Below are 24,279 nucleotides of genomic sequence, written 5' to 3' on the forward strand. Positions count from 1 at the left end.
CGGTCACATTTCCGAGCTCAGGGTCACGTTATTCCAGCCGGAACTGCGGCTCCAGCCGGCTGATACCCAGGCCGTTCACCTTTTTCACCTTAATCTGCACTGGAATACGGTCTTTCATGGCTTCAACGTGGCTGATCACGCCGATGGTTTTGCCGGAGGCGTTCAGGCTGTCCAGTGCGTCCAGCGCGGTGTCCAGAGTTTCCGCATCCAGCGTACCGAAGCCCTCGTCAAGGAACAATGAATCGATACTGGTCTTGTGGCTGACCAGATCGGACAGCGCCAGCGCCAGCGCAAGGCTCACCAGGAAGCTTTCACCGCCGGACAGGGTTCGAGTGTCGCGCAGTGCGTCCGCCTGCCAGGTGTCCACCACCTGTAATTCCAGTGCATCACTGGTTTTGCGCTGCAGCAGATAGCGGCCGTGCAACCGGCCCAACTGGTTATTGGCCAGGTACACCAGATGATCGAGCGTCAGTCCTTGGGCAAACTTACGGAATTTATCCCCCTCTTTGGAGCCGATGAGCTGATTGAGGTAGCTCCAGTCGTCGTACTGTTGCTGACTTTGGCTGATTTGCTCAAACAGCGACTGCTGATTGAGACGGCGCGCGGCATCACTTTCCAACTGGTTGCGCACTTCACCCTGTCGGAGCTGCAGAGTTTTGAGCTGCTGTGCCAGCGCGGCCAGATCCTGGCCCAGGGTTTGGGGATCGGCCTGGCTTTCATCCAGCCCTTCCGGACGCTGTTGGCGTTGCTGTTCCAGATTGTCTACGGCCTGGGTCAGCAGGGCGCTGGCTTCAACCTGCCGTTGCTGCAGCTGCTCTTTGCGCCGTTGCAATTGTTGGCGCTGGTCGTCATTCAATAGCGCTGCGTTGAACTCTGCCTCGTCGTCGAATTCGCTGGTGGACAACGCTTGCAGCCAATCTTGCTCCGCCTGTTGCAGCCGTTCAGCCAGGTGCAACAGCTGTTGCTGCAACCCGGTAAGTTGCCCGCCAAGACGATCGCGTTGTTCCTGCGCCTTCTGCCAGTGCTCTGCGGCCAGTTGTATAGCCTGTTCGCAGGCCGTCTGCCGGGCACGCAGCTGTTCACGCACCTGCACGATTTGCTGTTCGCCAAACAGCGCCAGCCGCTGCGTACGTTGTTCGCCCAGAGCTTGCTCTGCTTCTTGACGCTGTTGCTGCAGGCGTTGCTGCTGCGATTGGGCCTCGGCGTGGCTTTTTTCCAGCAGTTTGAAACGCTCGTCCAGCAGTGCCTTTTCTTGCTGCGCCTGTTGCTGCTGTGTCTGCAGTGCGGCCAACCGGTCTTTAGCCTGCTGTACCGCCTGGGCTGCCTGCTCGTGTTGCAGCAGACCGGCCTGAGCCTGACGCTCCTCATTGTCGCAGTCGCTTAACCACTGGCTAAGGCGAGCGGTGTCCTGCAGATCAAAATCAAACGCCAGAGGCGTGCTGAGGGTTTGCCATTGCTGACGATGAGCGGCCAGCTGTTGTTCATCTTGGCCGATAAGATGTTGCTGGCGCTGCAGTTGCTCTTTCAGGCTTTCGCAGCGGGTGCGCAGCTCGGTGCCCTGGGTGTACAAAGCCTCGGTTTTGACGCGCATATCGGCCAGACGCAGTGCTGTCTCAGAGGGTTTTACCGCCTGATACTGTTCGATGGCCGGATGTTCGGCTGAGCCGCACAGTGGACAAGGTTCGCCAGTTTGCAGGCGAGCGCGTTCCGCCTCCAGGCTGACGATGCGTTGCTCCAGCTCAAGGGCTTTCTCTACGTCCGTCTGATGTGCTTTTTGCTGTTTGTACTGCTGGCGTGTTTCTTCAAGCTGCTTTTCAAGCTCGCTGAGCTGGGTCTGACGGGCCGTGAACTCCTTGCGTTGTTGTTCCAGACGTTCGCTGACCTGGCCAAACAGCGAGGAGAGGGTAAATAATTTCTGGCGCACCGGACGCAGCTCGGCCAGTTCGGTCTGACGTTGGCGCAGCGCTGTTAGGGGGGCTTGGGCTTCCAGCGCATTTTGCTGCTGTTGCTGCGCTGCCAGTGCGGCAGTGAGGCCGTTAAGCTGCTCCTGCTGCTGTCCGGCCTGGGCGGTGAGCCGGGCTCGTAAAACCTCAAGTTGTTCCAGCTCCGCTTGTTGCTGAGCGTACTGTTGCGTGGCGGCATTGCAGGCCTGTTGCAGTTCTGTCTGCGTTTTTTGCAACTGGGTTATCTGGTGGTCGAGCGGGACGATCTGCTCGTCGATCAGCCGTTGTTGGATCTGCTGGTGTTCGACATGCGCCTGCAGTTGCGCACGTGCTTGTTCCACTGCCTGCTGCAACGGGGTCATCTGGGCAAGCTGTTGCTCCTGTTGCTGCGTCAACTGGGCAATCTGCTGTTGTAGCGCCTGTTGATCGCTGCGGCAGCGGTTGCGTTCGTTGAGCAGTGGGCGCAGTTTCTCTGCCGGCTCGCTGCGCGCCAACTGCTGAAGTTGCGGTTCTGCCTCAGCCTGCTCCTGTTGTACGGCGCTCAACTGACGCTGGTATTCCTGCTGTTTCTGCTGCGTCTGCTGCCATTGCTGTAGCCAGTTTAACGCCCGTTGCTGACGCTGGGTCTGTTCGCTGAGGGCATTTTCCTGCGAACTGAGCTCCACGAGCTGGCTTTCCAGCTGTTGGCGCTGTTCTTCGTTCAGCAACTCAATGCCGCTGGCGCGCTGATGCAACGCGTCCAGATCGGTTTTGGCCTGCTTGTGCTGCTCGAAAACGCGCTCGGAAAGCTGGCCGTAAATCTCGGTGCCGGTCAACTCTTCCAGCAGTTCGGCGCGATCATTGGCATCGGCATTCAGGAAGGCAGCGAACTGCCCCTGAGACAACATCATCGATTTGGTAAAACGACCGAAATCCAGTCCGGTGATCGCGGCGGTAAGATCCAGCTTGTCGCGGACTTTATCGGCCAGGATTTTGCCGTCATCGCGCAGCGCCAGCTCCACCTTCGGCGCCTGCAGGTTGCCGTCCGGGGAGTTTTTGGCACGGCGCTGGCTCCAGAACGCGCGGTAACCGACGCCTTTAACCTCAAACTCGACCTCCGCCAGCGACTCGGCGGTGTGGCGGGTCATCAGCTCATTTTGGCTTGGCGTGACATTCAGGCGCGGCGTCTGGTGGTACAGTGCCAGACAGATGGCGTCCAGCAGGGTGGTTTTACCCGCGCCGGTGGGGCCGGTGATGGCAAATAATCCGTTGCTGGCGAAGGGCTCGGCGGTGAAGTCTATCTTCCATTCCCCCTGCAGCGAATTGAGGTTTTTTAATCTCAGGCTGAGAATTTTCATTGGTTCGGCTCCTGATCCTGGTGCCGTACGGCTTCGACCACCTGTTGGAACATCTGACTCATTCGCTGTTTGCGCGCTTCGGCCATCTCGGGTTCCTGCGCCAGCCGCCGCTCAAAGACCTCGGTGACGCTCAGTTCGTTGAGCGTTTCTTTGTCTTGCTGTTCAATGGCCTGGCGACGCTGCTCCTTACTGCGGCGCAGCAGCACGACCTCTACTGGTAGTTGATCGGCCAGCAGCTGAATGCGACGTTGAATGTCGCTAAGGTAATCCTGGGTCGCCACTTCGATATCCAGCCATACCGGTAATTCACCCTGATAATCGGCGAACAGCCGTAATTGCTGCTCGATCTGCGCCAAATCTCCCTTAATGAGCTGCATCGGTTGGAAGCTTGGGATCTCCAACGCGCTGACCTGTTGCAGGGCACCCGCCGCGAAATCCACCATAAACACGCTTTTGGCCTTGCCCAACTCGTCAAAACTGAGCGGGATAGGGGAGCCGCTGTAGCGAATATGTTCAGATTTGGCGACGTTTTGCGCGCGATGAATATGCCCCAGCGCGATGTAATCGGCCGGCGGGAACGCCTGTGCGGGGAAGGCGTCCAGCGTACCAATATAGATGTCGCGCACCGAGTCGGACGTGGTGACGCCGACGGTGGTCAGATGGCCGGTAGCGACGATGGGCAGTGGCAAGCCCAGCGCATCACGGCGCGCACAGGCGGCCTGGTACAGGGTGTGATAGTGGTCGGCGATAGACTCTTGCAGCGCCTGCTGTTTTTGCCCCCCGGACTCACCGGCGCGGCTGGTGAGCAGATCGCGCGGGCGCAGAAAAGGAATGGCGCACAATACCGCACCCGGTTGGCCGTCGTGTTGATTCAGCACCAGCACCTGTTGTTCGATTTCGCTCTGCGCATTGGCGATCACGGTGGTATTCAGGCAGGAAAGTAATTCACGCGATTCATTTAAGGTGGCCACGGAGTCGTGATTGCCGCCCAACACCACCAACTGGCAGCCGGTACGCTGCAGTTCCACCACGAAGCGGTTATACAGCTCGCGGGCGTAGCTTGGCGGCGAGCCGGTATCGAACAGATCCCCGGCGACGATCAGCGCATCCACCTGGTGTTGTTCTATCTGTTCGATCAGCCAGCGCAGAAAGGCCTGATGCTCGGCGGCGCGGCTTTTGGTGAAAAAGTACTGGCCAAGATGCCAGTCAGAGGTGTGGATCAGGCGCATGACACTCCCGGGACGATAGGGTAATGGCGGTGATTATAAAGGGCGTTGCGGCGGCTGTCGTGACGCAATCATTATGACAACTGAATGATTTTTCTTTGACGTTGGAAATAATCGCTATGCTTACTGCCTATAACAGCCCGCTTTTTTCATAAAAGTGTCACAAAACTGACGCATAATGGCGCCCGCAATCAACTGTGATCGCTAACACATTGGCAGGATTGACGATGGCAAGACGCATACTGGTGGTGGAAGACGAAGCGCCGATCCGTGAGATGGTGTGCTTTGTGTTGGAACAGAATGGTTACCAACCGTTGGAAGCTGAGGATTATGACAGCGCCGTGACGCGCCTGTCTGAGCCGTTCCCTGATTTAGTGTTGCTCGACTGGATGTTACCCGGGGGATCCGGCATTCAGTTTATTAAACATATGAAACGTGAAGCGCTGACCCGCGATATTCCGGTGATGATGTTGACCGCGCGCGGTGAAGAAGAAGACCGGGTGCGCGGCCTGGAAGTCGGGGCGGATGATTACATCACCAAACCCTTCTCACCGAAGGAACTGGTGGCACGCATCAAGGCGGTAATGCGCCGTATTTCACCGATGGCGGTGGAAGAAGTGATTGAAATGCAAGGGCTGAGCCTGGACCCTTCCTCACACCGCGTGATGGCTAACGAACAAGCGCTGGATATGGGGCCGACCGAGTTCAAGCTGTTGCACTTCTTTATGACCCATCCTGAACGCGTTTATAGCCGTGAGCAGTTGCTTAATCACGTCTGGGGCACTAACGTTTATGTGGAAGACCGCACCGTTGACGTGCACATCCGTCGGCTCCGTAAGGCGTTAGAGACCAGTGGTCATGACAAAATGGTTCAAACCGTTCGGGGCACCGGCTACCGATTCTCAACGCGCTACTGATCGCGCCGCGCTGGAGAATATGCCGTGTTAGAACGTCTATCCTGGAAGAGGCTGGCCCTGGAGCTGGCCCTTTTCTGCCTGCCTGCCTTATTGTTGGGGCTGATTTTCGGTTATCTGCCCTGGCTGCTGCTGGCCTCCGTGCTGGCGGCGTTGGTATGGAATTTCTACAATCAACTCAAACTTTCCCACTGGCTGTGGGTTGACCGCAGCATGACGCCGCCGCCTGGCCGCTGGAGCTGGGAACCGCTGTTTTACGGCTTGTATCAGATGCAGCAACGGAACCGTCGTCGGCGTCGTGAGCTGGCGCTGTTGATCAAACGCTTCCGTAGCGGAGCGGAATCGCTGCCCGATGCGGTAGTGATGACTACCGTCGAAGGCAATATCTTTTGGTGCAACGGGCTGGCGCAGCATTTGCTGGGTTTCCGCTGGCCGGAAGACAATGGCCAGCACATTCTCAACCTGTTGCGTTATCCGGAGTTCAGTCACTATCTGCAACAGCAGGAGTTCTCCCGCCCTTTGACGCTGCAACTGAATAACGAGCATTACGTCGAGTTTCGTGTGATGCCCTACTCCGAAGGGCAATTATTGATGGTAGCCCGCGATGTGACCCAGATGCGTCAACTGGAAGGGGCTCGGCGCAACTTCTTCGCTAACGTCAGCCACGAGCTGCGCACGCCGCTGACGGTATTGCAGGGTTACCTGGAAATGATGAGCGACGAAGAGCTGGATGGTTCGCTGCGCGGTAAGGCGTTGGGCACCATGCAGGAGCAGACTCGCCGCATGGACGGACTGGTCAAGCAACTGCTGACGCTGTCGCGCATCGAGGCGGCGCCTAACGTTGAAATGAACGAGCGGGTTGATATCCCCCTGATGTTGCGGGTGTTACAACGTGAGGCGCAATCGCTGAGCGGCGGCAACCACGAGATCACCTTCCGGGTGAATGAGCAGCTGAAAGTGTTCGGTAACGATGACCAACTTCGCAGTGCGGTGTCGAATCTGGTGTATAACGCCGTCAATCATACGCCGAAAGGCACCAATATTGAGGTCAGCTGGCAGCAGACGCCAAGCGGCGCGCAGTTTCAGGTCAGTGATAATGGGCCGGGTATCGCGGCCGAACATATTCCCCGTTTGACCGAACGCTTCTACCGCGTCGACAAAGCCCGTTCACGCCAGACCGGTGGCAGCGGGTTGGGGTTGGCGATCGTCAAGCATGCGCTCAGTCACCACGATGCGCGGCTGGAGATCCTTAGCGAGCAGGGCATCGGCACCCGATTTATCTTTACCTTGCCTAACCGGTTGATTGTTCCCGCAGCTTTGTCAGAGAATGCGGTGAAAAATTAACGCGAGAGGCTGGCATGATCCGAATCACCCGAGGGCTGTTGCTTTGCCTGGCGCTGTTGGCAAGCCGAGGCGCGCTGGCACAGCCGGATGGCATGCTGTCCGGCAACCTGTCTAGCGTCGGCTCCGATACGCTGGCGAACCTGATGGCGCTGTGGGCGCAGGACTTCAGCCAGCATTATCCCAACGTTAATCTGCAAATCCAGGCCGCCGGTTCCTCCACGGCGCCAACCGCATTGGCGGCTGGTGCAGCGCAGCTTGGCCCGATGAGTCGCCCGATGAAGGCCGCGGAAGTCTCTGCATTCGAGCATCGTTACGGTTATGCGCCGTTGGCGGTACCGGTCGCGGTCGATGCGCTGGTGGTGCTGGTGCATCAGGACAATCCGCTGCGCGGCCTTAATCTGCAGCAGCTCGACCGAATTTTCTCCGCGACTCTGCGCTGTGGCGAGAGCCAGCCTTTGACGAGATGGGGGGAACTGGGGCTGACCGGTGATTGGCAACAGCGTGCGCTGCAACGTTTTGGACGTAATTCGGCCTCCGGCACCTACGGCTATTTCAAACTGCGTGCGCTGTGTGGCGGCGATTTTATGCCGCGCGTCAATGAGCTGCCGGGCTCGGCTTCAGTCGTGCAGGCGGTGGCCGGTTCGCTGAACAGTATCGGCTATGCCAGCATCGGTTTTCGCGCCAGCGGCGTACGGCTGTTGCCGTTAGCGGAGACCGGCCAAAACTATGTGACGCCAAATGACGCCAACGTGCGTAACGGCAGCTATCCGTTGTCGCGCTATCTGTATATTTACATTAATAAAGCGCCCAATCAGCCGCTGGAGCCGCTGACGGCGGCATTTCTCGATCGCGTGCTGTCGGACACCGGGCAAAATCTGGTCAATCACGACGGCTATCTGCCACTGCCGCCGCAGACTCTGCAGAAAACCCGCCTGGCGCTGGGCCTGCAATAAGCCTGCCTCTGGGCACCTTGAGTGCCCAACATGAATTTCTTTCATCCCCTGTGAAAATTCTTCCGTTGCCGCCCGTCAGTCGACGTGACAGCATGCTGATTATAAGTCATCTAGACGTCTGGAAGTCCATTTAATAACCCGGCGTAATAGTTCACACTGTAAATCACTGAGGCAAAGGCCCGAGCTTTTGCCGGCTAGCGGGAGTCATATTATGTGCGATTGTAATTCTGCCTTTCACGCTGACGTTGTCGGCAGTCTGTTACGCCCTGCGGCGCTGAAAACCGCTCGCCAACAGTTTCTGCAGGGCGAGATTGATGCCCTTCAGTTACGGGAAGTTGAAGACCAACAGATCCGTCTGGCGGTGGCAAAACAGAAAGATCTCGGTTTGGCAGTCGTGACGGATGGAGAATTCCGTCGAGCGTGGTGGCACTTCGACTTCTTGGAGGGGTTGGATGGCGTGGAAGGTTACGACGCGGAGCAGGGGATCCAGTTTAACGGCGTACAGACGCGGGCGCGCAGTATCAAGGTGGTCGGCAAATTGGGCTTCAACCCGCAGCATCCGATGCTGGAGGACTTTCGTTTTCTGAAGGCCATCGCCGGTGATGCGGTGCCGAAGATGACCATTCCAAGCCCGAGTGTGCTGCACTTTCGCGGTGGGCGTAAGGCCATCGACAGCCAGGTTTACCCGGATCTGAACGCCTATTTTGACGATCTGGCGCAGACCTACCGCGAGGCGATCAAGGCGTTTTATGATGCCGGTTGCCGCTATCTGCAACTGGATGACACCGTGTGGGCCTACCTGTGCTCTGACGATCAACGGCGACAGATCCGCGAGCGTGGAGAGGATCCGGATCTTCTGGCGCGCATTTACGCGGATGTGCTGAATGCGGCGATCGCCGACAAGCCGGAGGATCTGATCATCGGGTTGCACGTTTGCCGCGGTAATTTCCGCTCCACCTGGATCTCTGAGGGCGGTTATGAGCCTGTGGCGGAGATCCTGTTTGGTCAGGTGAATATCGACGCTTTCTTCCTGGAATACGACAATGAGCGTTCCGGTGGTTTCGAGCCGCTGCGTTTTATCAAGCCGGGCAAACAGCAGGTGGTGCTGGGCCTGATTACCACCAAAAACGGGGAACTGGAAAACCCCGAGCAGGTGAAACAAAGACTTGAAGAGGCGGCGCAGTTTGTCGATCGTCGACAGCTTTGCCTCAGCACCCAGTGCGGTTTCGCTTCGACTGAAGAGGGCAACAGCCTGAGTGAGCAGCAGCAGTGGAATAAGCTGCAAAGCGTGGTGAATATTGCCGAGCAGGTTTGGTAGGGCAAAAAATCGGTTCAGACCGCGCGGAAACTGGTGGTTTATTGGCGGTTTCGCGCGGTCATGAGGCATCTTCTTCACGTTTTGTGAATGCGTTGCTCAAAAATGATACAAATCATGTATTGTATATTTATTGATAGCCCCTATGATCGACTGGTGTCGAAAGATAATCTGGTCGATAGCTCTGCTTTTTGTCATGCGACTTGCCTTTCAACGCTATAAACGTTTAACTTAGCCTCCGTTGTCGGACTAAACCTCCATTTATAACTCCTAAAACTCTGCCCATCATCATGAGTGGTCACTTTCGAATAAGGACAAAACGCCGGACGTTATGCGTTTTCTGCTCTTATTGGTCTCGCGATGAAATGGCAAGCCGGCAACCGGATGGGGCTTAACGCTACCTCCATATCGGGCATTTTTTTTCATTTGAACAGGCAACACGACATCGTATGAGTCATCGTTTAACGTCAAAAGATATTATCGCATTGGGTTTTATGACCTTTGCCTTATTCGTCGGCGCCGGGAATATCATTTTCCCGCCGATGGTCGGTTTACAGTCCGGTGAACACGTCTGGACCGCAGCTATCGGCTTTCTGATCACCGCCGTCGGTCTGCCGGTGATGACCGTGATCGCCCTGGCGCGCGTCGGTGGCGGCATTGACGCCCTGAGCTCGCCGATTGGCCGTCGCGCCGGTCTGCTGCTGGCTACCGTCTGCTATCTGGCCGTAGGCCCGCTGTTCGCCACGCCGCGTACCGCGACCGTCTCCTTTGAAGTGGGCATTGCACCGCTGACCGGTGATGGCGCCATGCCGCTGTTTATTTACAGCCTGGTGTACTTCGCGTTGGTGATCGGCATCTCGCTGTATCCGGGCCGCCTGCTCGACACCGTGGGTCACGTGCTGGCACCGTTGAAAATTGTTGCGCTGGGCGCGCTCGGCATCGCCGCGCTGGTTTGGCCGGCAGGTACGCCTATCCCGGCGACAGACATTTATCAGAACGTTCCTTTCTCTTCCGGCTTCGTCAACGGCTATCTGACCATGGATACGCTGGGCGCGCTGGTATTCGGCATCGTCATCGTTAATGCTGCGCGTTCCCGCGGCGTCAAAGATGCCGGTTTGCTGACGCGTTACACCATCCTGGCCGGGCTGATTGCCGGTGTGGGCCTGACGCTGGTTTATCTGAGCCTGTTTAAACTGGGCTCCGGCAGCGGCGTGTTGGTACCCGATGCGACCAACGGCGCGGTGATCCTGCATGCTTACGTGCAAAACACCTTCGGTGGGCTGGGCAGCTTCTTCCTGGCGGCGCTGATTTTCATCGCCTGTATGGTGACTGCGGTTGGCCTGACCTGCGCTTGCGCCGAGTTCTTTGCCCAATATCTGCCGTTCTCCTACAAGACGCTGGTGTTTATTCTGGGGCTGTTCTCGATGGTGGTGTCCAACCTGGGCCTGAGCCATCTGATCCAAATCTCCATTCCGGTGCTGACCGCGATTTACCCGCCGTGCATCGTGCTGGTGGTGCTGAGCTTCACCCTGCGTTGGTGGAACAGCGCGCCGCGTATTATCGCGCCGGTGATGTTAGTCAGCCTGTTGTTTGGTATCCTTGACGCGGTGAAAGCGTCCGCCTTCCAGCAAGTGCTGCCGGATTGGACCAATCACCTGCCGCTGGCAGAACAGGGTCTGGCATGGTTGTCGCCTTCGCTGTTGATGCTGGTGCTGGTCGCGATTTATGACCGGGTTTGTACGCGTTCCGAAGTGACCGCGCACTCCTAATCCCCCGGCTAAATTTTGGGCCACGGACTTGTCCGTGGCTTTTTTACGTTTAAAAAACACGGGTTATTTTCATGCAACAACAGTCACCCACCGCTCCCACGCCCAATAAGCTAAAACGCGGTCTCAGCACCCGTCACATTCGCTTTATGGCTTTGGGTTCGGCTATCGGCACCGGCCTGTTCTACGGTTCGGCGGACGCGATTAAAATGGCCGGCCCTAGCGTTTTGCTGGCGTACCTGATCGGCGGCATCGTCGCTTTTATCATCATGCGTGCGCTGGGCGAGATGTCGGTCAACAACCCGCAGGCCAGTTCGTTCTCGCGTTATGCACAGGACTACCTGGGCCCGATGGCCGGATATATCACCGGTTGGACCTACTGTTTTGAAATCCTGATCGTCGCGATTGCCGACGTGACCGCTTTCGGCATCTATATGGGCGTGTGGTTCCCCGAGGTGCCGCACTGGATTTGGGTACTGAGCGTGGTGCTGGTGATAGGCGCCATCAACCTGATGAGCGTGAAGGTGTTCGGCGAGCTGGAGTTTTGGTTCTCCTTCTTTAAAGTCGCCACCATCATCATCATGATTGCCGCCGGTATCGGTATCATCATCTGGGGGATTGGCAACGGTGGGCAGCCGACCGGCATCCATAACCTGTGGTCTAACGGCGGCTTCTTCAGCAACGGCTTTATCGGCATGATCTTGTCGCTACAGTTGGTGATGTTCGCCTACGGCGGTATCGAGATTATCGGTATCACTGCCGGTGAAGCCAAGGACCCGAAAACCTCCATTCCCAAGGCCATCAACTCGGTACCGTGGCGTATTCTGGTGTTCTACGTCGGTACGCTGTTTGTCATTATGTCTATCTACCCGTGGAATCAGGTGGGTACCAACGGCAGTCCGTTCGTGCTGACTTTCCAGCATATGGGCATTACCGTGGCGGCGGGCATCCTTAACTTTGTGGTGATCACCGCGTCGCTGTCGGCGATTAACAGCGATGTGTTTGGCGTTGGCCGCATGCTGCACGGCATGGCCGAGCAGGGCCATGCGCCGAAGATGTTCAGCAAGGTGTCCAAACGCGGGATCCCGTGGGTCACAGTGGTGGTGATGATGCTGGCGCTGTTGCTGGCGGTGTATCTCAACTACATCATGCCGGAAAACGTGTTCCTGGTGATTGCTTCACTGGCGACCTTCGCCACCGTGTGGGTGTGGATCATGATCCTGTTCTCGCAGATTGCCTTCCGTCGCAGTCTGAGCAAAGAGCAGGTGAAAGGCCTGGCGTTCCCACTGCGCGGCGGGGTGTTTACCTCGGTGGTAGCGATCATCTTCCTGGTGTTTATCATCGGTCTGATTGGTTACTTCCCAACGACTCGCGTATCGCTGTACGCCGGGCTGGTGTGGGTGGCGGTGCTGCTGGCGGGGTATTACTTCAAGGTCAACCGCCAGAAGAAGCTGGCGACGCTGGCGCAGCAACAGGATTGAAGATGAAAACACCGGCCATGAGCCGGTGTTTTTTTAATGCTTTTCCTCAGGTTCGTCGTCACCGGAGGCGCGCGCTTCGATACGCAGGCTGCTGTCGCTCAGCCTTTCCTCTTTCCCCTCGCCGGCACAGCGTGCCAGCACTTCGCGAATATCCTGCATGTTGCTGCTCAGGGCGCTAAGCGACGGTTGCAGAGTACGGCTCATGCGGCTTTCATCCAGCGAAGCGCTGTGCAGACAGCCGATGAACAACAGCGTGGCCAGCAGGGTAAACAGCCGATGTTTTACCTGTTTCAGCAATGGCATCTCTTCTTTCCGGTGGCTGGGTGAGCGTATTAACACCGCTTTAGGTGAGCAAGAAAAGAGGCTGGAGATATCTGCTGGCAATTGGCGGAGAATAATTACCAGCAGAAACAGTTACGTCAGCCTGCGTCAGGAAATGTCTGCCGCCTGTCGCAGGGGGTTCAGCATGCTGCGCATGTCGTTACCGGTCGGCGTTTGGTGCACCCGCAAATCGAATTCGTTAATCACCGCCAGGATATGGTCAAAGATATCCGACTGAATGCTCTCGTATTCAGCCCATACCGTAGTGTTGGTGAAAGCGTAAATCTCCAGCGGTAAACCTTCTGGCAGCGGTGCCAACTGGCGCACCATCAGCGTCATATTCTGGTGAATGCCGGGGTGAGCGCGCAGATAGGCCACCAGGTAAGCGCGCAGCGTGCCAAGATTGGTCAGGCGGCGGCCGTTGAGCGGTGAACTGAGATCTACGCCAGTCTGTTGATTATGCTGGCTCAGCTCCTGCGTTTTATCGTTCAGGTAGCGTTGCAGCAGCGGGTTACGGTTCAGGCGCTGTTGTTCTTCCTCCGACAGGAAATGCACGCTGGTGGTGTCGATATTGATACTGCGCTTGATGCGGCGGCCACCGGATTCCGACATGGAGCGCCAGTTTTTGAAGGAGTCGGAGATCAGCGCGTAAGTCGGGATGGTGGTCACGGTATTGTCCCAGTTGCGCACTTTCACCGTGGTCAGGCCAATGTCGGTCACCGCGCCATCGGCGCCGTATTTCGGCATTTCCAGCCAGTCGCCGATGCTCAGCATGTCGTTAGCGGAAAGCTGGATGCCGGCCACCAGGCCGAGGATCGGGTCCTTAAAGACCAGCATCAGCACCGCAGTCATCGCCCCCAGGCCGCTGAGCAGCAGCAAGGGTGATTTTCCCATCAGCAGTGAAACGATCATGATGCCGATCAGGATCGCCGCGACCAGCTTCAGGCCCTGGAAAATACCGCGCAGCGGCAACTGATTGGAGATCGGGCTTTGGCGCAGCATTGCCAGCAGCGTGTCCAGTAAGGAAAACAGCGACAGCAGGGCGAAGCCCATGATCCACACCTGAGCGGCGGTGACAATAATCGCCTGAGTCTCACTGCCGGCGTGCAGCCACAGCACCGCCTGCAGATTAATGATCACCCCTTGCAGCAACAGCGCCATGCGCTGGAACAGCTTGTACTGGGTGATCGCCTGCTGCCAGACACGCTGCGACCGTTGGCCACGGCGTTGGATTGCTGCCAACACCACGCGGTGCAACACCAGGTGGATCACTACCGAAATCAGGACGATCAGTCCCAGCACCATCAGCAGGGACATGACTCCGCTAAATTCCAGTCCGAATTTTTCCAGCCACAGGGTTATCTGTTGTTGCATTGCCGCTCCTTTAAAAAATGCGCAAAAAATATCCAATACACTCAAAAGACGTTAGCCTAATGGTTACGGGTCATAATGTGCGGCTGTTTACCCTTTTTTACATAGGGTTAGCGCTGACTGCTTATCTCCACCCCCCGGCTCCTCCCCGAGTTTACCGGCCAGAGAGGAGGGGGACTGACACTCAACGTGGCATTGTTCGTGGCATTGAATAACGTCGTCGATTTCGTTTTGTACAGCTGGAGGAAAGTCATGCTTAACGCCTGGCATCAACCGGTCCCGCCTTTTGTGGTGAAGAAGGGACAACGCCTGGATATCACGCTGTGGTTACAGGGCAATGAACTGCCTGAACAGGTTTTTTTACGCGCCGAGCCGGACAATGAAGAATGGCTGCTGATCATGAAAGGGCAGCAGGTTGGCGGGTTGCAGCGATACCAGGCCAGCCTGACCCTGAATGAGGGCGAGGCAACCCGCCGTTACTGCTTCAAACTGGTCTGGGCCGACCGCCAGCAATGGTTCGGTCCACAGGGAGAGTCTCTGACGCCGCCGGGACAATTGACGCAATTTGCCGTCGACGTGCCCGACAGCAGCCCGCAATGGGTGGCCGACCAGATTTTCTATCAAATCTTTCCCGATCGCTTTGCCAGCAGCGGCGGCGAACACGGCATTCAGAGCGGCAGCTATCGTCACCATGCCGCCGGCTGCGATGTCGTTCGCTGTGACTGGCAGCAGCCGCTTGAGGACCGACACGCCGCGTCCACCTTCTATGGCGGCGACCTGGACGGCATTAGCCAAAAATTGCCTTACCTGCAGCAACTTGGCGTGACGGCGCTCTATCTGAACCCGATCTTTACCGCACCCAGCGTGCATAAATACGATACCGAAGACTATTATCAGGTCGATCCCTATTTGGGCGGCAACGTCGCCTTGCAACGTTTGCGAGTGAGCACTCACAAGGTGGGGATGAAACTGGTACTCGACGGAGTGTTTAACCATACCGGCGATTCCCACCCGTGGTTTGATCGTCACCAGCAAGGCGACAGCGGCGCTTGCCACCACCCGGATTCTCCCTATCGTGGCTGGTTTAATTTCTACCCGGATGGCCGTGCGCTTGACTGGAAGGGCAACGCCAGCCTGCCGAAGCTCAACTTTGCCGAACCCCAGGTGGCGGAGGCAATTTATCGCGGTGAGGGCAGCGTAGTGCGCCATTGGTTACGCCCGCCCTACAGCATTGACGGCTGGCGGCTGGACGTGGTGCATATGCTGGGTGAAAACGGCGGGGCCACCGGCAACCTGCGGCATCTGGCAGGCATTTATCACGCGGTTAAGCAGGAAAATCCGCAGGCCTATGTACTGGGCGAGCATTTTGGCGATGCGCGGCGCTGGCTGCATGCCGGTGTTGAAGATGCGGCAATGAACTACATGGGCTTTGCCCTGCCGGTGAGGGGGTTCCTCGCCGGATTGGACGTCGCGCATCACCCGGTGCGGATGTCGGCGGCGGAGTGTGCACAATGGATGGACGGCTACCGGGCAGGCTTGCCGCATGGCCGCCAGTTGATTCAGTTCAATCAACTCGATAGCCACGATACCGCGCGCTTTCTGACGCTATTGCAGGGCAACCGGGCGCGGATGCAGATGGCGGCAGTGTGGCTGATGAGTTGGATCGGTGTGCCCTGTTTATATTATGGCGATGAAATTGGCCTGGATGGCGCCAACGATCCGTTCTGTCGTAAACCCTTCCCGTGGGATGAGAGCCACTGGGATCGGCCCCTGCTGGCTTTGTTCCAGCGTATGGCGGCGCTACGCAAACAGAGCCTGGCGCTGCGTCGCGGTGGCTGTCAGGTGCTGCACGCGGTCGGAGAGACCTTGGTATTTGTGCGTCTCTATCAACAAGAACAGGTGTTGGTGGCATTGCAGCGTGCTGGCAGCGGTGCAGTGACGTTGCCGTACACGCCGTTGCTGGCCGCAGGCCAATGGCAGCGGCTGGAAGGAAAGGGCGAAATGGAAGACACGCAAAACGCGATGGCGCTGCAGTTGGGTGAAGAGTCCGTGACCCTGTGGCGGCGGCTGGGTTAAGACAGAAAAGGGCCGGTATCCCGGCCCTTAATTCAGTGAGTGGGCGTTCACACGCCCAATGAGCCGATCAATACCCCACGGCAGAACCGGCTGGGCGGCGAACGTCATTGGCACCGTACAGGTAGCCTTCGCGCACCTTGCCGGACACTGCTGAATCGTTGCCGGAGTTGGCCGGGCTGACTCCCGCGGCACCCGGCAGGCCCACCAGAATCAGCTCGGCCGCGCCCCACGGCGTTTGCTCAACCATCTTGTAACCCATACCCGCAAGGATTTTAAGCGTATCGGCAGAAACGCCGCGCTGCTCGTAGTAAACCTCATCCGGCAACCACTGATGGTGGATACGTGGCGCATCTACCGCCTCTTGCGGCGCCATGCCGTGGTCAATCACGTTGAGCGCGGTCTGCAGGGTGATGGTGATGATGCGGGAGCCGCCCGGCGAGCCGAGTACCATAAAGATTTTATTGTCTTTGGTCACCAGCGTCGGGCTCATCGACGATAGTGGGCGCTTACCGGGGGCAATGCTGTTGGCAGTACCCTGCACCAGGCCATAGAGGTTTTTCTCGCCGACCTTGACGGTGAAGTCATCCATTTCATCATTGAGGAAGAAGCCAGTGCCCGGTGCGATCACCACCGCGCCAAAGCGGCCGTTAACGGTATAGGTGGTGGAGACGGCGTTGCCATCATGATCGACAATCGAGTAATGGGTGGTTTCCGGCTTCTCGTGGGGTTCCATGCCGGGCTGTACGTTTTCCGACGGTGTAGCTTTGTCAGCGACGATTTTCTTGCGGATTTCTTCGGCATAGCTCTTGCTGACCAGCCTGTCGATCGGATTCTTGATGAACTCCGGGTCGCCAAGGTAGGTGTTGCGGTCCATATAGGCGTGGCGCATCGCTTCGGTCATGGTATGGATTGCCGCTGCAGAATTGAAGCCCATGCTTTTCAGGTCATAACCCTCAACCACGTTGAGGATTTCGCACAGCGTCACGCCGCCTGAGCTGGGTGGGGGCGCCGATACAAATTTATAGCCGCGATAGCTACAGGTGATCGGCGGGGTTTCGGTCACTTTGTAGTTGGCGAAATCGGCCGCGGTCAGGATACCGCCACCTTGTTTGGCTGCTGCCTCTACCGCTTGGGGAATTTTGCCTTTGTAGAAGGCGTCTGGCCCCTCTTTGGCGATAGCGGTCAGGGTGTTGGCCAAATCGCTTTGCACCAGGCGATCGCCCGGCTGCAGTGGCGTGCCGTCAGCGCGCAGGAAGATTTTGGCGGATTCCGGATCTTGCTTAAAGCGCGCGATGGTCGTATCGAGAATATCGGTGTCGGCACGGGTCAAAATAAAGCCCTCGCGCGCCAGTTTGATGGCCGGCGCCATGACCTGTTCGCGGCTCAGCTTGCCGTATTTAACGCGCGCAGTTTCCATTCCCAGTACCGTACCCGGCACGCCTGCCGCCAGATAGCCATACAGGCTGGCACCTTTCTTCACGTTGCCCTCGGCATCCAGATACATGTTGGCATTGGCCGCCGCCGGCGCGGTTTCACGGAAATTGATAAAGGTATCGGTGCCGTCAGCCAGGTGCACCGTCATAAAGCCCCCGCCGCCGATGTTGCCGCAGCACGGGTTGACCACCGCCTGCGCGTAACCCACTGCCACGGCTGCGTCTATGGCATTACCGCCCAGCTTCAGGATATCGACGCCGACCTGAGAGGCCAGATGTTGCGATGTTACCACCATGCCGTTTTTGGCTTCGACCGCCGGATTGGATGCGGCATACAGGCTGCTGCTGACCAGCAGCGCCGCCATGGTCAGCGGCTTGCTCCATTTCTGTAAAAACATAGTTATTCCTACCCTGTCAGTTTTCTTATTGTGTTTGGCTTGCCACCGGTGTCGTGCAAAGAGTGGGCCAGCGTTATTGATACTAGCTGCTGATAGGGATACGCGCGGAAAACCGCCGGGGAAATGTGAGCGGAAACAAGGAAATGAAGCACGATAACTGGGCAGTACGCCCTAATTTGGCGCAAAAAAAACCGGCCACGAGGGCCGGTTGATACGCTAACGGGCTGAAATTACAGCTTGGAAGCGTTTTCGGACAGGTATTTAGCTACGCCGTCTGGAGAAGCGCCCATACCTGCTTTGCCTTTTTCCCATTGAGCCGGGCACACTTCGCCGTGCTGCTCGTGGAATTGCAATGCGTCAACGGTACGGATCATTTCGTCGATGTTACGGCCGATTGGCAGGTCGTTAACAACCTGAGCGCGAACCACGCCGTCTTTGTCGATCAGGAAAGAACCACGCAGGGCAACGCCTGCTTCTGGGTGCTCGATGCCGTAAGCTTTCTGAATTTCACGCTTAATGTCAGCAACCATTGCGTATTTCACTTCCCCGATGCCGCCATTTTCGACTGGGGTTTTACGCCATGCGTTGTGGACAAATTCTGAGTCGAATGAAACGCCAACCACTTCAACGCCACGCTTCTGGAACTCTTCATAGCGGTGATCGAAAGCGATCAGCTCAGAAGGACATACGAAGGTGAAGTCCATCGGCCAGAAGAACAGGACGGCCGGTTTGCCGTTCAGGTGCTTCTTGAAGTTGAAGTTTTCAACGATTTCGCCATTGCCGAGTACGGCAGCTGCGGTGAAGTCAGGGGCTTGACGAGTTACCAGGACCATAATTACTCCTGTAATAGGTGTTAAGGGGTTGATGTAAAAACAAGGGCCAGTATAGGGGCCACGACTGGGTGAATAAAGGGTAAAAGACCAATCAATGAGATAGCTTTTACCTATCAAAGTCGTTGATTAAATTTAGCGAGCTTTAAAAATAACCTTTTCCCGTAAAAGGGCAAGGCTTAAAAAGCAATTTCTTGTAAAGCGTCGCATTTTCAATGGGTTTGGTTTGACCTTACAGCTTTTTCTCTTTTGCCTGCTGCATCATCTGGGGGTAAAACTGCCAGAACTGTGTTTCAAGCTGATGATAATTGCGCTCTACGTCGGCGAAAGATCCCGCCAGCGCCGCCAGGCGTGGACGACGGCTGGCCATGCCCGCCAGCACGTTGCCGATAAACGGCAGTTCGGCGTAGCGCTCCAGCCAGCGTTCCGGCCAGAGATAACCGTTCAAATTCTGAAAGCGCGCCGGCGTCAGTGGCAAATGCGGCACGATCTGGCTGCGGGCTTGCTGGGTAAAGCCGTGCAGGCTGAGGGACGGCTCCAGTTGCTGCCAGTGGCGAGCCAGAAAGTGATCCCACACCACGTCGAGCGTGATTGGCGCTACGCGCCGGTGTTCTGCAGAGAAATAGTCGCGGCAGGCTTTGACCTGCGGCAGGCTGTCGGTCAATACGTCGACGCGGCGGTGCATCATAATGCCGGCCACCACCTCGGGATCGTACTCGCCTGCGGGGTTGCCGCGCACGAAGTCGGCCAACAGATTGCCCAGTAACGAGCTTTCCGCAAGCTGGGCCAAATGGAGATGAGCGAGAAAATTCATCCGGCAACTATACCTGAAGTCATGCAAATCCTCCTTATTTCTTGCCGCTGACCGCCCACAGCTTTAGACTAGGCCGCCTGTTTTTTATGACCAACATACCCGTCGCCTTTCAAGCCGCAGTGTTGTTGGCTGCACTTGCCCACTCCGGTCACTTACTCAAGTAAGCTCCCGGAGATGGGCAAGCTGGCCGCCTAACTGCAACTTGAAATGCATAGGGTATATACAATTGAAGAAGTGAATACCCATGCGCGTCGCCGATTTTTCATTTGAACTTCCCGAGTCCCTGATTGCCCGCTATCCCCAATCTGAGCGTAGCGGTTGCCGCTTGCTGCAGTTGGACGGGCCGAGCGGGGCGCTGACGCACGGCGTATTCACCGATCTGCTGGATAATCTGGAAGCCGGCGATCTGCTGGTGTTCAACAATACCCGGGTGATCCCGGCCCGCATGTTTGGCCGCAAGGTCAGCGGCGGCAAGATTGAAGTCCTGGTTGAACGCGTGCTGGATGACCATCGTGTGCTGGCGCACGTTCGCGCCTCTAAAGCGCCTAAGCCGGGCGCCGACCTGCTGCTGGGCGACGATGAAAGCATCGCCGCCACCATGGTGGCGCGTCACGATACGCTGTTCGAACTGCGTTTCAACGATGAGCGCGACGTGTTCACTATTCTCAATGCCGTCGGCCACATGCCGCTGCCACCTTATATCGATCGCCCGGACGAAGACGCTGACCGCGAGCTTTATCAGACGGTCTACAGCGAGAAGCCGGGTGCCGTCGCTGCGCCGACCGCCGGGCTGCACTTCGATGAGCCGCTGCTGGCCGCGCTGCGCGAGAAGGGCATCGAGATGGCCTTTGTCACGCTGCATGTGGGCGCCGGCACCTTCCAACCGGTGCGGGTGGAAACCATCGAAGAACACGTCATGCACGCCGAATATGCGGAAGTGCCGCAGGACGTGGTTGACGCGGTATTGGCCTGTAAAGCTCGCGGCAAGCGCGTGGTGGCGGTAGGCACGACCTCGGTGCGTTCCCTGGAAAGCGCCGCCAACGCCAGCAAGGAGGCGTTAATTGCCCCGTTCTTCGGCGACACCAGCATCTTTATCTTCCCCGGCTACCATTATCAGGTGGTTGACGCGCTGGTGACCAATTTCCACCTGCCGGAGTCCACGCTGATTATGCTGGTTTCCGCCTTTGCCGGTTATAAAAACACCATGAATGCTTATCAGCAGGCGGTGGCCGAGCAGTACCGATTCTTCAGCTATGGCGATGCGATGTTCATCAGCCGTAACCCGCAGGCGGAGCAAGAGTCCGTCGGCGCCTGATTTTCTGGGCTGCGCATCTGGCGCGGCCCTGTTTTAACGACATCAGACTGTTTCTCTGATGCTGGAGGCTTTGTGAAGTACGAATTAGACACTACCGATGGCCGCGCTCGCCGTGGCCGCCTGATCTTTGACCGCGGCGTGGTGGAAACCCCGGCCTTTATGCCTGTCGGCACCTACGGCACGGTAAAAGGCATGACGCCGGAAGAAGTGAAAGAGACCGGCGCGCAGATCCTGCTGGGCAACACCTTCCACCTGTGGCTGCGCCCAGGCCAGGAAATCATGAAGCTGCATGGCGATCTGCATGATTTCATGCAGTGGCATGGCCCGATCCTCACCGATTCAGGCGGCTTCCAGGTGTTCAGCCTGGGCGCAATGCGCAAGATTAAAGAGGAAGGCGTTCATTTCCGTAACCCGATCAACGGTGACAAGGTGTTCCTCAGCCCGGAAAAATCGATGGAAATCCAGTATGACCTGGGGTCCGACATCGTGATGATTTTCGACGAATGTACGCCGTACCCAGCAGATTGGGACTACGCCAAGCGTTCGATGGAGATGTCACTGCGCTGGGCGCAGCGCAGCCGCCAGCGTTTTGACGAACTGAATAATAAAAATGCGTTATTCGGCATTATTCAGGGCGGTGTTTACGAAGATTTACGTGATGTTTCAGTAAAAGGGCTGGTGGATATCGGTTTTGATGGTTACGCTGTGGGCGGCCTGGCGGTCGGTGAGCCAAAAGAGGATATGCACCGCATTCTTGAACATGTTTGCCCGCAAATTCCGGAAGATAAGCCGCGTTACCTGATGGGCGTCGGCAAGCCGGAAGACCTGGTTGAAGGCGTGCGTCGCGGTATCGATATGTTCGACTGCGTGATGCCAACGCGTAATGCCCGTAACGGCCATCTGTTCGTGACTGACGGTGTGGTAAAAATCCGTAATGCCAAGCACAAGGATGATACTTCTCCGCTGGATAAAGACTGTGATTGCTATACGTGTCGCAATTACAGCCGCGCCTACTTGCATCATCTCGATCGTTGCAACGAAATACTGGGTGCCCGATTGAACACCATTCATAACCTGCGTCACTACCAACGCCTGATGGCGGGTTTACGCGAGGCCATTGAACAGGGTAAATTAGAGCTGTTTGTTGCGGATTTCTACGGTCGGATCGGTAAACCGATTCCACCTTTAAACGCTTGAATTAATAATTGATAACTTAATGAGGGAATTTCAATGAGCTTTTTCATTTCTGACGCCGTCGCATCCGCAGGGGCTCCGGCTCAGGGAAGCCCGTACTCTCTGATCATTATGCTGGTGGTGTTCGGTCTGATTTTCTATTTCATGATCCTGCGCCCACAGCAGAAACGCGCTAAAGAGCACAAGAAGCTGATGGACTCGATCGGCAAGGGTGATGAAGTGCTGACCACCGGTGGCCTGATTGGCCGCGTGACCAAAGTGGCTGACACCGGCATTATCGCCATTGCGCTGAACGACACCACGGAAGTGATGATCAAGCGTGACTTCGTGGCGGCCGTTCTGCCGAAAGGTACCATGAAGGCCCTGTAATTTTGTTTTCCCGAAGGGAATTGCCGTGCTAAACCGTTATCCTTTGTGGAAGTATCTGATGCTGATCGTGGTGATCTTCATCGGTCTGCTTTACGCGCTTCCCAACATCTATGGTGAGGATCCGGCTGTACAAATCACTGGCGCGCGCGGTGTCGCCGCCAGTGAAACTACACTGGACCAAGTCCGTACCGTATTAGAAAAAGACAAGATTACGAGCAAGTCGATTGCGCTGGAAAATGGCGCCATCCTGGCTCGCTTTAGCAATCCTGATATTCAGCTGCGCGCCCGTGAAGCCCTGATGGCGGAACTGGGTGACAAGTTCGTGGTTGCGCTGAACCTGGCGCCGGCCACACCAGCCTGGTTGGCCATGCTGGGCGCCGAACCGATGAAACTCGGTCTGGACCTGCGCGGTGGCGTGCACTTCCTGATGGAAGTCGACATGGACACTGCCCTGAGCAAGCTACAGGAACAGACCATGGATACCCTGCGCAGCGAGCTGCGTGAAAAGGGCATTCCTTATGCGTCTATCCGCAAGCTGGACAACAACGGTGTGGAAGTACGTTTCCGTGACGATGCTGCCCGCGATCAGGCCATCAGCTACCTCAGTCCGCGTCAGCGCGATATGGTGTTCTCTGCCAACGGCAGCAACACCCTGAAAGCCAACTTGACGGATGCCCGTCTGAGCGAAGCGCGCGAATACGCGGTACAGCAGAACATCACTATCCTGCGTAACCGCGTTAACCAGCTCGGCGTTGCCGAACCGCTGGTGCAGCGTCAGGGCTCCGACCGCATAGTGGTCGAGCTGCCGGGCATTCAGGATACCGCTCGCGCCAAAGAGATCCTCGGCGCTACCGCTACGCTGGAATTCCGCCTGGTTAACACCAATGCTGACGTCACGGCTGCGGCAAATGGCCGTGTTCCAGGCGACTCAGAAGTGAAAGACACCCGTGAAGGCCAGCCTGTCGTGCTGTACAAGCGTGTGATCCTGACCGGTGACCATATCACCGACTCCACTTCCAGCACCGACGAATATAACCAACCGCAGGTGAACATCTCGCTGGACAGTGCCGGCGGCACTGCGATGTCCAACTTCACCAAGGACAATATCGGCAAGCCGATGGCGACCCTGTTTGTGGAGTACAAGGACAGCGGCAAGAAAGACGCCAATGGCCGTGCGATTCTGGTGAAACAGGAAGAAGTGATCAACGTGGCGAACATTCAGTCACGTCTGGGCAACAGCTTCCGTATTACCGGCATCGGCAACCCGAACGAAGCACGTCAGCTTTCGCTGCTGCTGCGTGCCGGTGCGCTGATTGCGCCAATCCAGATTGTGGAAGAGCGTACAATCGGCCCGACCCTGGGACAACAGAACATCACCCAAGGTCTGGAAGCCTGCTTGTGGGGCTTGGTGGCATCCATCGTGTTTATGGTGGTTTGGTACCGTAAGTTCGGCATGATCGCCACCACGGCGCTGGTCGCCAACCTGGTGCTGATTGTCGGCGTGATGTCCCTGCTGCCGGGGGCGACGCTGACCATGCCGGGGATTGCCGGTATCGTGCTGACGCTGGCGGTGGCGGTCGACGCCAACGTACTGATTAACGAACGTATCAAGGAAGAGCTGAAGAACGGACGTTCCGTTCAGCAGGCGATCCATGAGGGCTATAAAGGCGCGTTCTCCAGTATCGTTGACGCCAACATCACCACCCTGATCACCGCGATCATTCTGTACGCAGTAGGTACCGGTTCGATCAAGGGCTTTGCGATTACCACCGCAATCGGTGTGGCGACGTCCATGTTCACCGCTATTGTCGGTACCCGTGCCATCGTCAACCTGCTTTACGGCGGCAAACGCATTAACAAGCTGTCTATCTGAGGAGTG

The 24,279-nt window shown here is 57.0% G+C and carries 18 protein-coding genes; 11 read left to right on the forward strand and 7 right to left on the reverse strand.

Features of this window, described 5'->3' with window-relative positions; genetic code table 11:
- Positions 1-28: 28 nt before the first annotated feature.
- Positions 29-3,280, reverse strand: coding sequence for an exonuclease subunit SbcC (gene sbcC, locus AAZT04_RS00785; protein ID WP_434678676.1), 3,252 nt, complete (start codon positions 3,278-3,280; stop codon positions 29-31).
- Positions 3,277-4,509 (reverse strand): exonuclease subunit SbcD, encoded by a 1,233-nt coding sequence (sbcD, locus tag AAZT04_RS00790; RefSeq protein WP_129982437.1) that lies wholly within the window; start codon positions 4,507-4,509, stop codon positions 3,277-3,279. The genes sbcC and sbcD overlap by 4 nt, the downstream gene beginning before the upstream one ends.
- 224 nt (positions 4,510-4,733) lie before the next feature.
- On the opposite strand from sbcD, the gene phoB reads away from it, so the two are divergent.
- The 6 genes from phoB (at position 4,734) to proY (ending at position 12,279) form a co-directional block, all read left to right on the forward strand.
- The gene (gene phoB / locus AAZT04_RS00795) at positions 4,734-5,423 is read left to right on the forward strand and encodes a phosphate response regulator transcription factor PhoB (protein WP_020825449.1); all 690 of its coding nucleotides are present in this window, start codon (positions 4,734-4,736) and stop codon (positions 5,421-5,423) included.
- A 24-nt stretch (positions 5,424-5,447) separates the two neighbouring features.
- Positions 5,448-6,764, forward strand: coding sequence for a phosphate regulon sensor histidine kinase PhoR (phoR, locus tag AAZT04_RS00800; RefSeq protein ID WP_020825450.1), 1,317 nt, complete (start codon positions 5,448-5,450; stop codon positions 6,762-6,764).
- 14 nt (positions 6,765-6,778) lie between these two features.
- Positions 6,779-7,717 (forward strand): PstS family phosphate ABC transporter substrate-binding protein, encoded by a 939-nt coding sequence (locus AAZT04_RS00805; protein WP_046374370.1) that lies wholly within the window; start codon positions 6,779-6,781, stop codon positions 7,715-7,717.
- Between the two features lie 211 nt (positions 7,718-7,928).
- Positions 7,929-9,035 (forward strand): cobalamin-independent methionine synthase II family protein, encoded by a 1,107-nt coding sequence (locus tag AAZT04_RS00810; RefSeq protein ID WP_116691187.1) that lies wholly within the window; start codon positions 7,929-7,931, stop codon positions 9,033-9,035.
- A gap of 446 nt (positions 9,036-9,481) precedes the next feature.
- Positions 9,482-10,801, forward strand: a complete 1,320-nt coding sequence (gene brnQ, locus AAZT04_RS00815) for a branched-chain amino acid transport system II carrier protein (RefSeq protein WP_020825453.1) — start codon at positions 9,482-9,484, stop codon at positions 10,799-10,801.
- A 71-nt stretch (positions 10,802-10,872) separates the two neighbouring features.
- Positions 10,873-12,279: a proline-specific permease ProY gene (gene proY / locus AAZT04_RS00820; protein WP_020825454.1), complete on the forward strand. Its 1,407-nt coding sequence runs from the start codon at positions 10,873-10,875 to the stop codon at positions 12,277-12,279.
- 33 nt (positions 12,280-12,312) lie between these two features.
- On the opposite strand, the gene AAZT04_RS00825 is transcribed toward proY, so the two are convergent.
- Together AAZT04_RS00825 and AAZT04_RS00830 are read right to left on the reverse strand one after the other, a co-directional pair.
- Positions 12,313-12,576 (reverse strand): hypothetical protein, encoded by a 264-nt coding sequence (locus tag AAZT04_RS00825; protein ID WP_048759760.1) that lies wholly within the window; start codon positions 12,574-12,576, stop codon positions 12,313-12,315.
- 132 nt (positions 12,577-12,708) lie between these two features.
- On the reverse strand, positions 12,709-13,974 hold the full coding sequence (locus AAZT04_RS00830; protein WP_046374368.1) for a mechanosensitive ion channel family protein: 1,266 nt from the start codon (positions 13,972-13,974) through the stop codon (positions 12,709-12,711).
- 249 nt (positions 13,975-14,223) lie between these two features.
- Between AAZT04_RS00830 and malZ the strand changes: the two genes are divergently transcribed.
- A complete protein-coding gene (gene malZ / locus AAZT04_RS00835; RefSeq protein WP_434678681.1) occupies positions 14,224-16,047 on the forward strand; it encodes a maltodextrin glucosidase in 1,824 nt (607 codons plus the stop codon).
- Positions 16,048-16,114: 67 nt separating this feature from the next.
- On the opposite strand, the gene ggt is transcribed toward malZ, so the two are convergent.
- From ggt to AAZT04_RS00850, 3 genes are all read right to left on the reverse strand, one after another.
- Positions 16,115-17,878, reverse strand: a complete 1,764-nt coding sequence (ggt, locus tag AAZT04_RS00840; protein ID WP_020825458.1) for a gamma-glutamyltransferase — start codon at positions 17,876-17,878, stop codon at positions 16,115-16,117.
- Positions 17,879-18,108: 230 nt separating this feature from the next.
- A complete protein-coding gene (locus AAZT04_RS00845; protein ID WP_020825459.1) occupies positions 18,109-18,711 on the reverse strand; it encodes a peroxiredoxin C in 603 nt (200 codons plus the stop codon).
- Between the two features lie 229 nt (positions 18,712-18,940).
- Positions 18,941-19,522, reverse strand: coding sequence for an ACP phosphodiesterase (locus AAZT04_RS00850; protein ID WP_020825460.1), 582 nt, complete (start codon positions 19,520-19,522; stop codon positions 18,941-18,943).
- A 244-nt stretch (positions 19,523-19,766) separates the two neighbouring features.
- Between AAZT04_RS00850 and queA the strand changes: the two genes are divergently transcribed.
- The 4 genes from queA (at position 19,767) to secD (ending at position 24,273) form a co-directional block, all read left to right on the forward strand.
- Positions 19,767-20,837, forward strand: a complete 1,071-nt coding sequence (gene queA / locus AAZT04_RS00855) for a tRNA preQ1(34) S-adenosylmethionine ribosyltransferase-isomerase QueA (RefSeq protein ID WP_020825461.1) — start codon at positions 19,767-19,769, stop codon at positions 20,835-20,837.
- Positions 20,838-20,909: 72 nt separating this feature from the next.
- On the forward strand, positions 20,910-22,034 hold the full coding sequence (gene tgt / locus AAZT04_RS00860) for a tRNA guanosine(34) transglycosylase Tgt (RefSeq protein ID WP_020825462.1): 1,125 nt from the start codon (positions 20,910-20,912) through the stop codon (positions 22,032-22,034).
- A 33-nt stretch (positions 22,035-22,067) separates the two neighbouring features.
- Complete coding sequence (gene yajC, locus AAZT04_RS00865; protein ID WP_004949246.1) at positions 22,068-22,400, forward strand: preprotein translocase subunit YajC; 333 nt, start codon at positions 22,068-22,070, stop codon at positions 22,398-22,400.
- A 25-nt stretch (positions 22,401-22,425) separates the two neighbouring features.
- Positions 22,426-24,273 (forward strand): protein translocase subunit SecD, encoded by a 1,848-nt coding sequence (gene secD / locus AAZT04_RS00870; protein WP_071844576.1) that lies wholly within the window; start codon positions 22,426-22,428, stop codon positions 24,271-24,273.
- Positions 24,274-24,279 lie beyond the last annotated feature (6 nt).

The sequence above is a fragment of the Serratia sp. Je.1.23.a genome (genome assembly GCF_051129805.1).
Taxonomy (GTDB): domain Bacteria; phylum Pseudomonadota; class Gammaproteobacteria; order Enterobacterales; family Enterobacteriaceae; genus Serratia; species Serratia liquefaciens.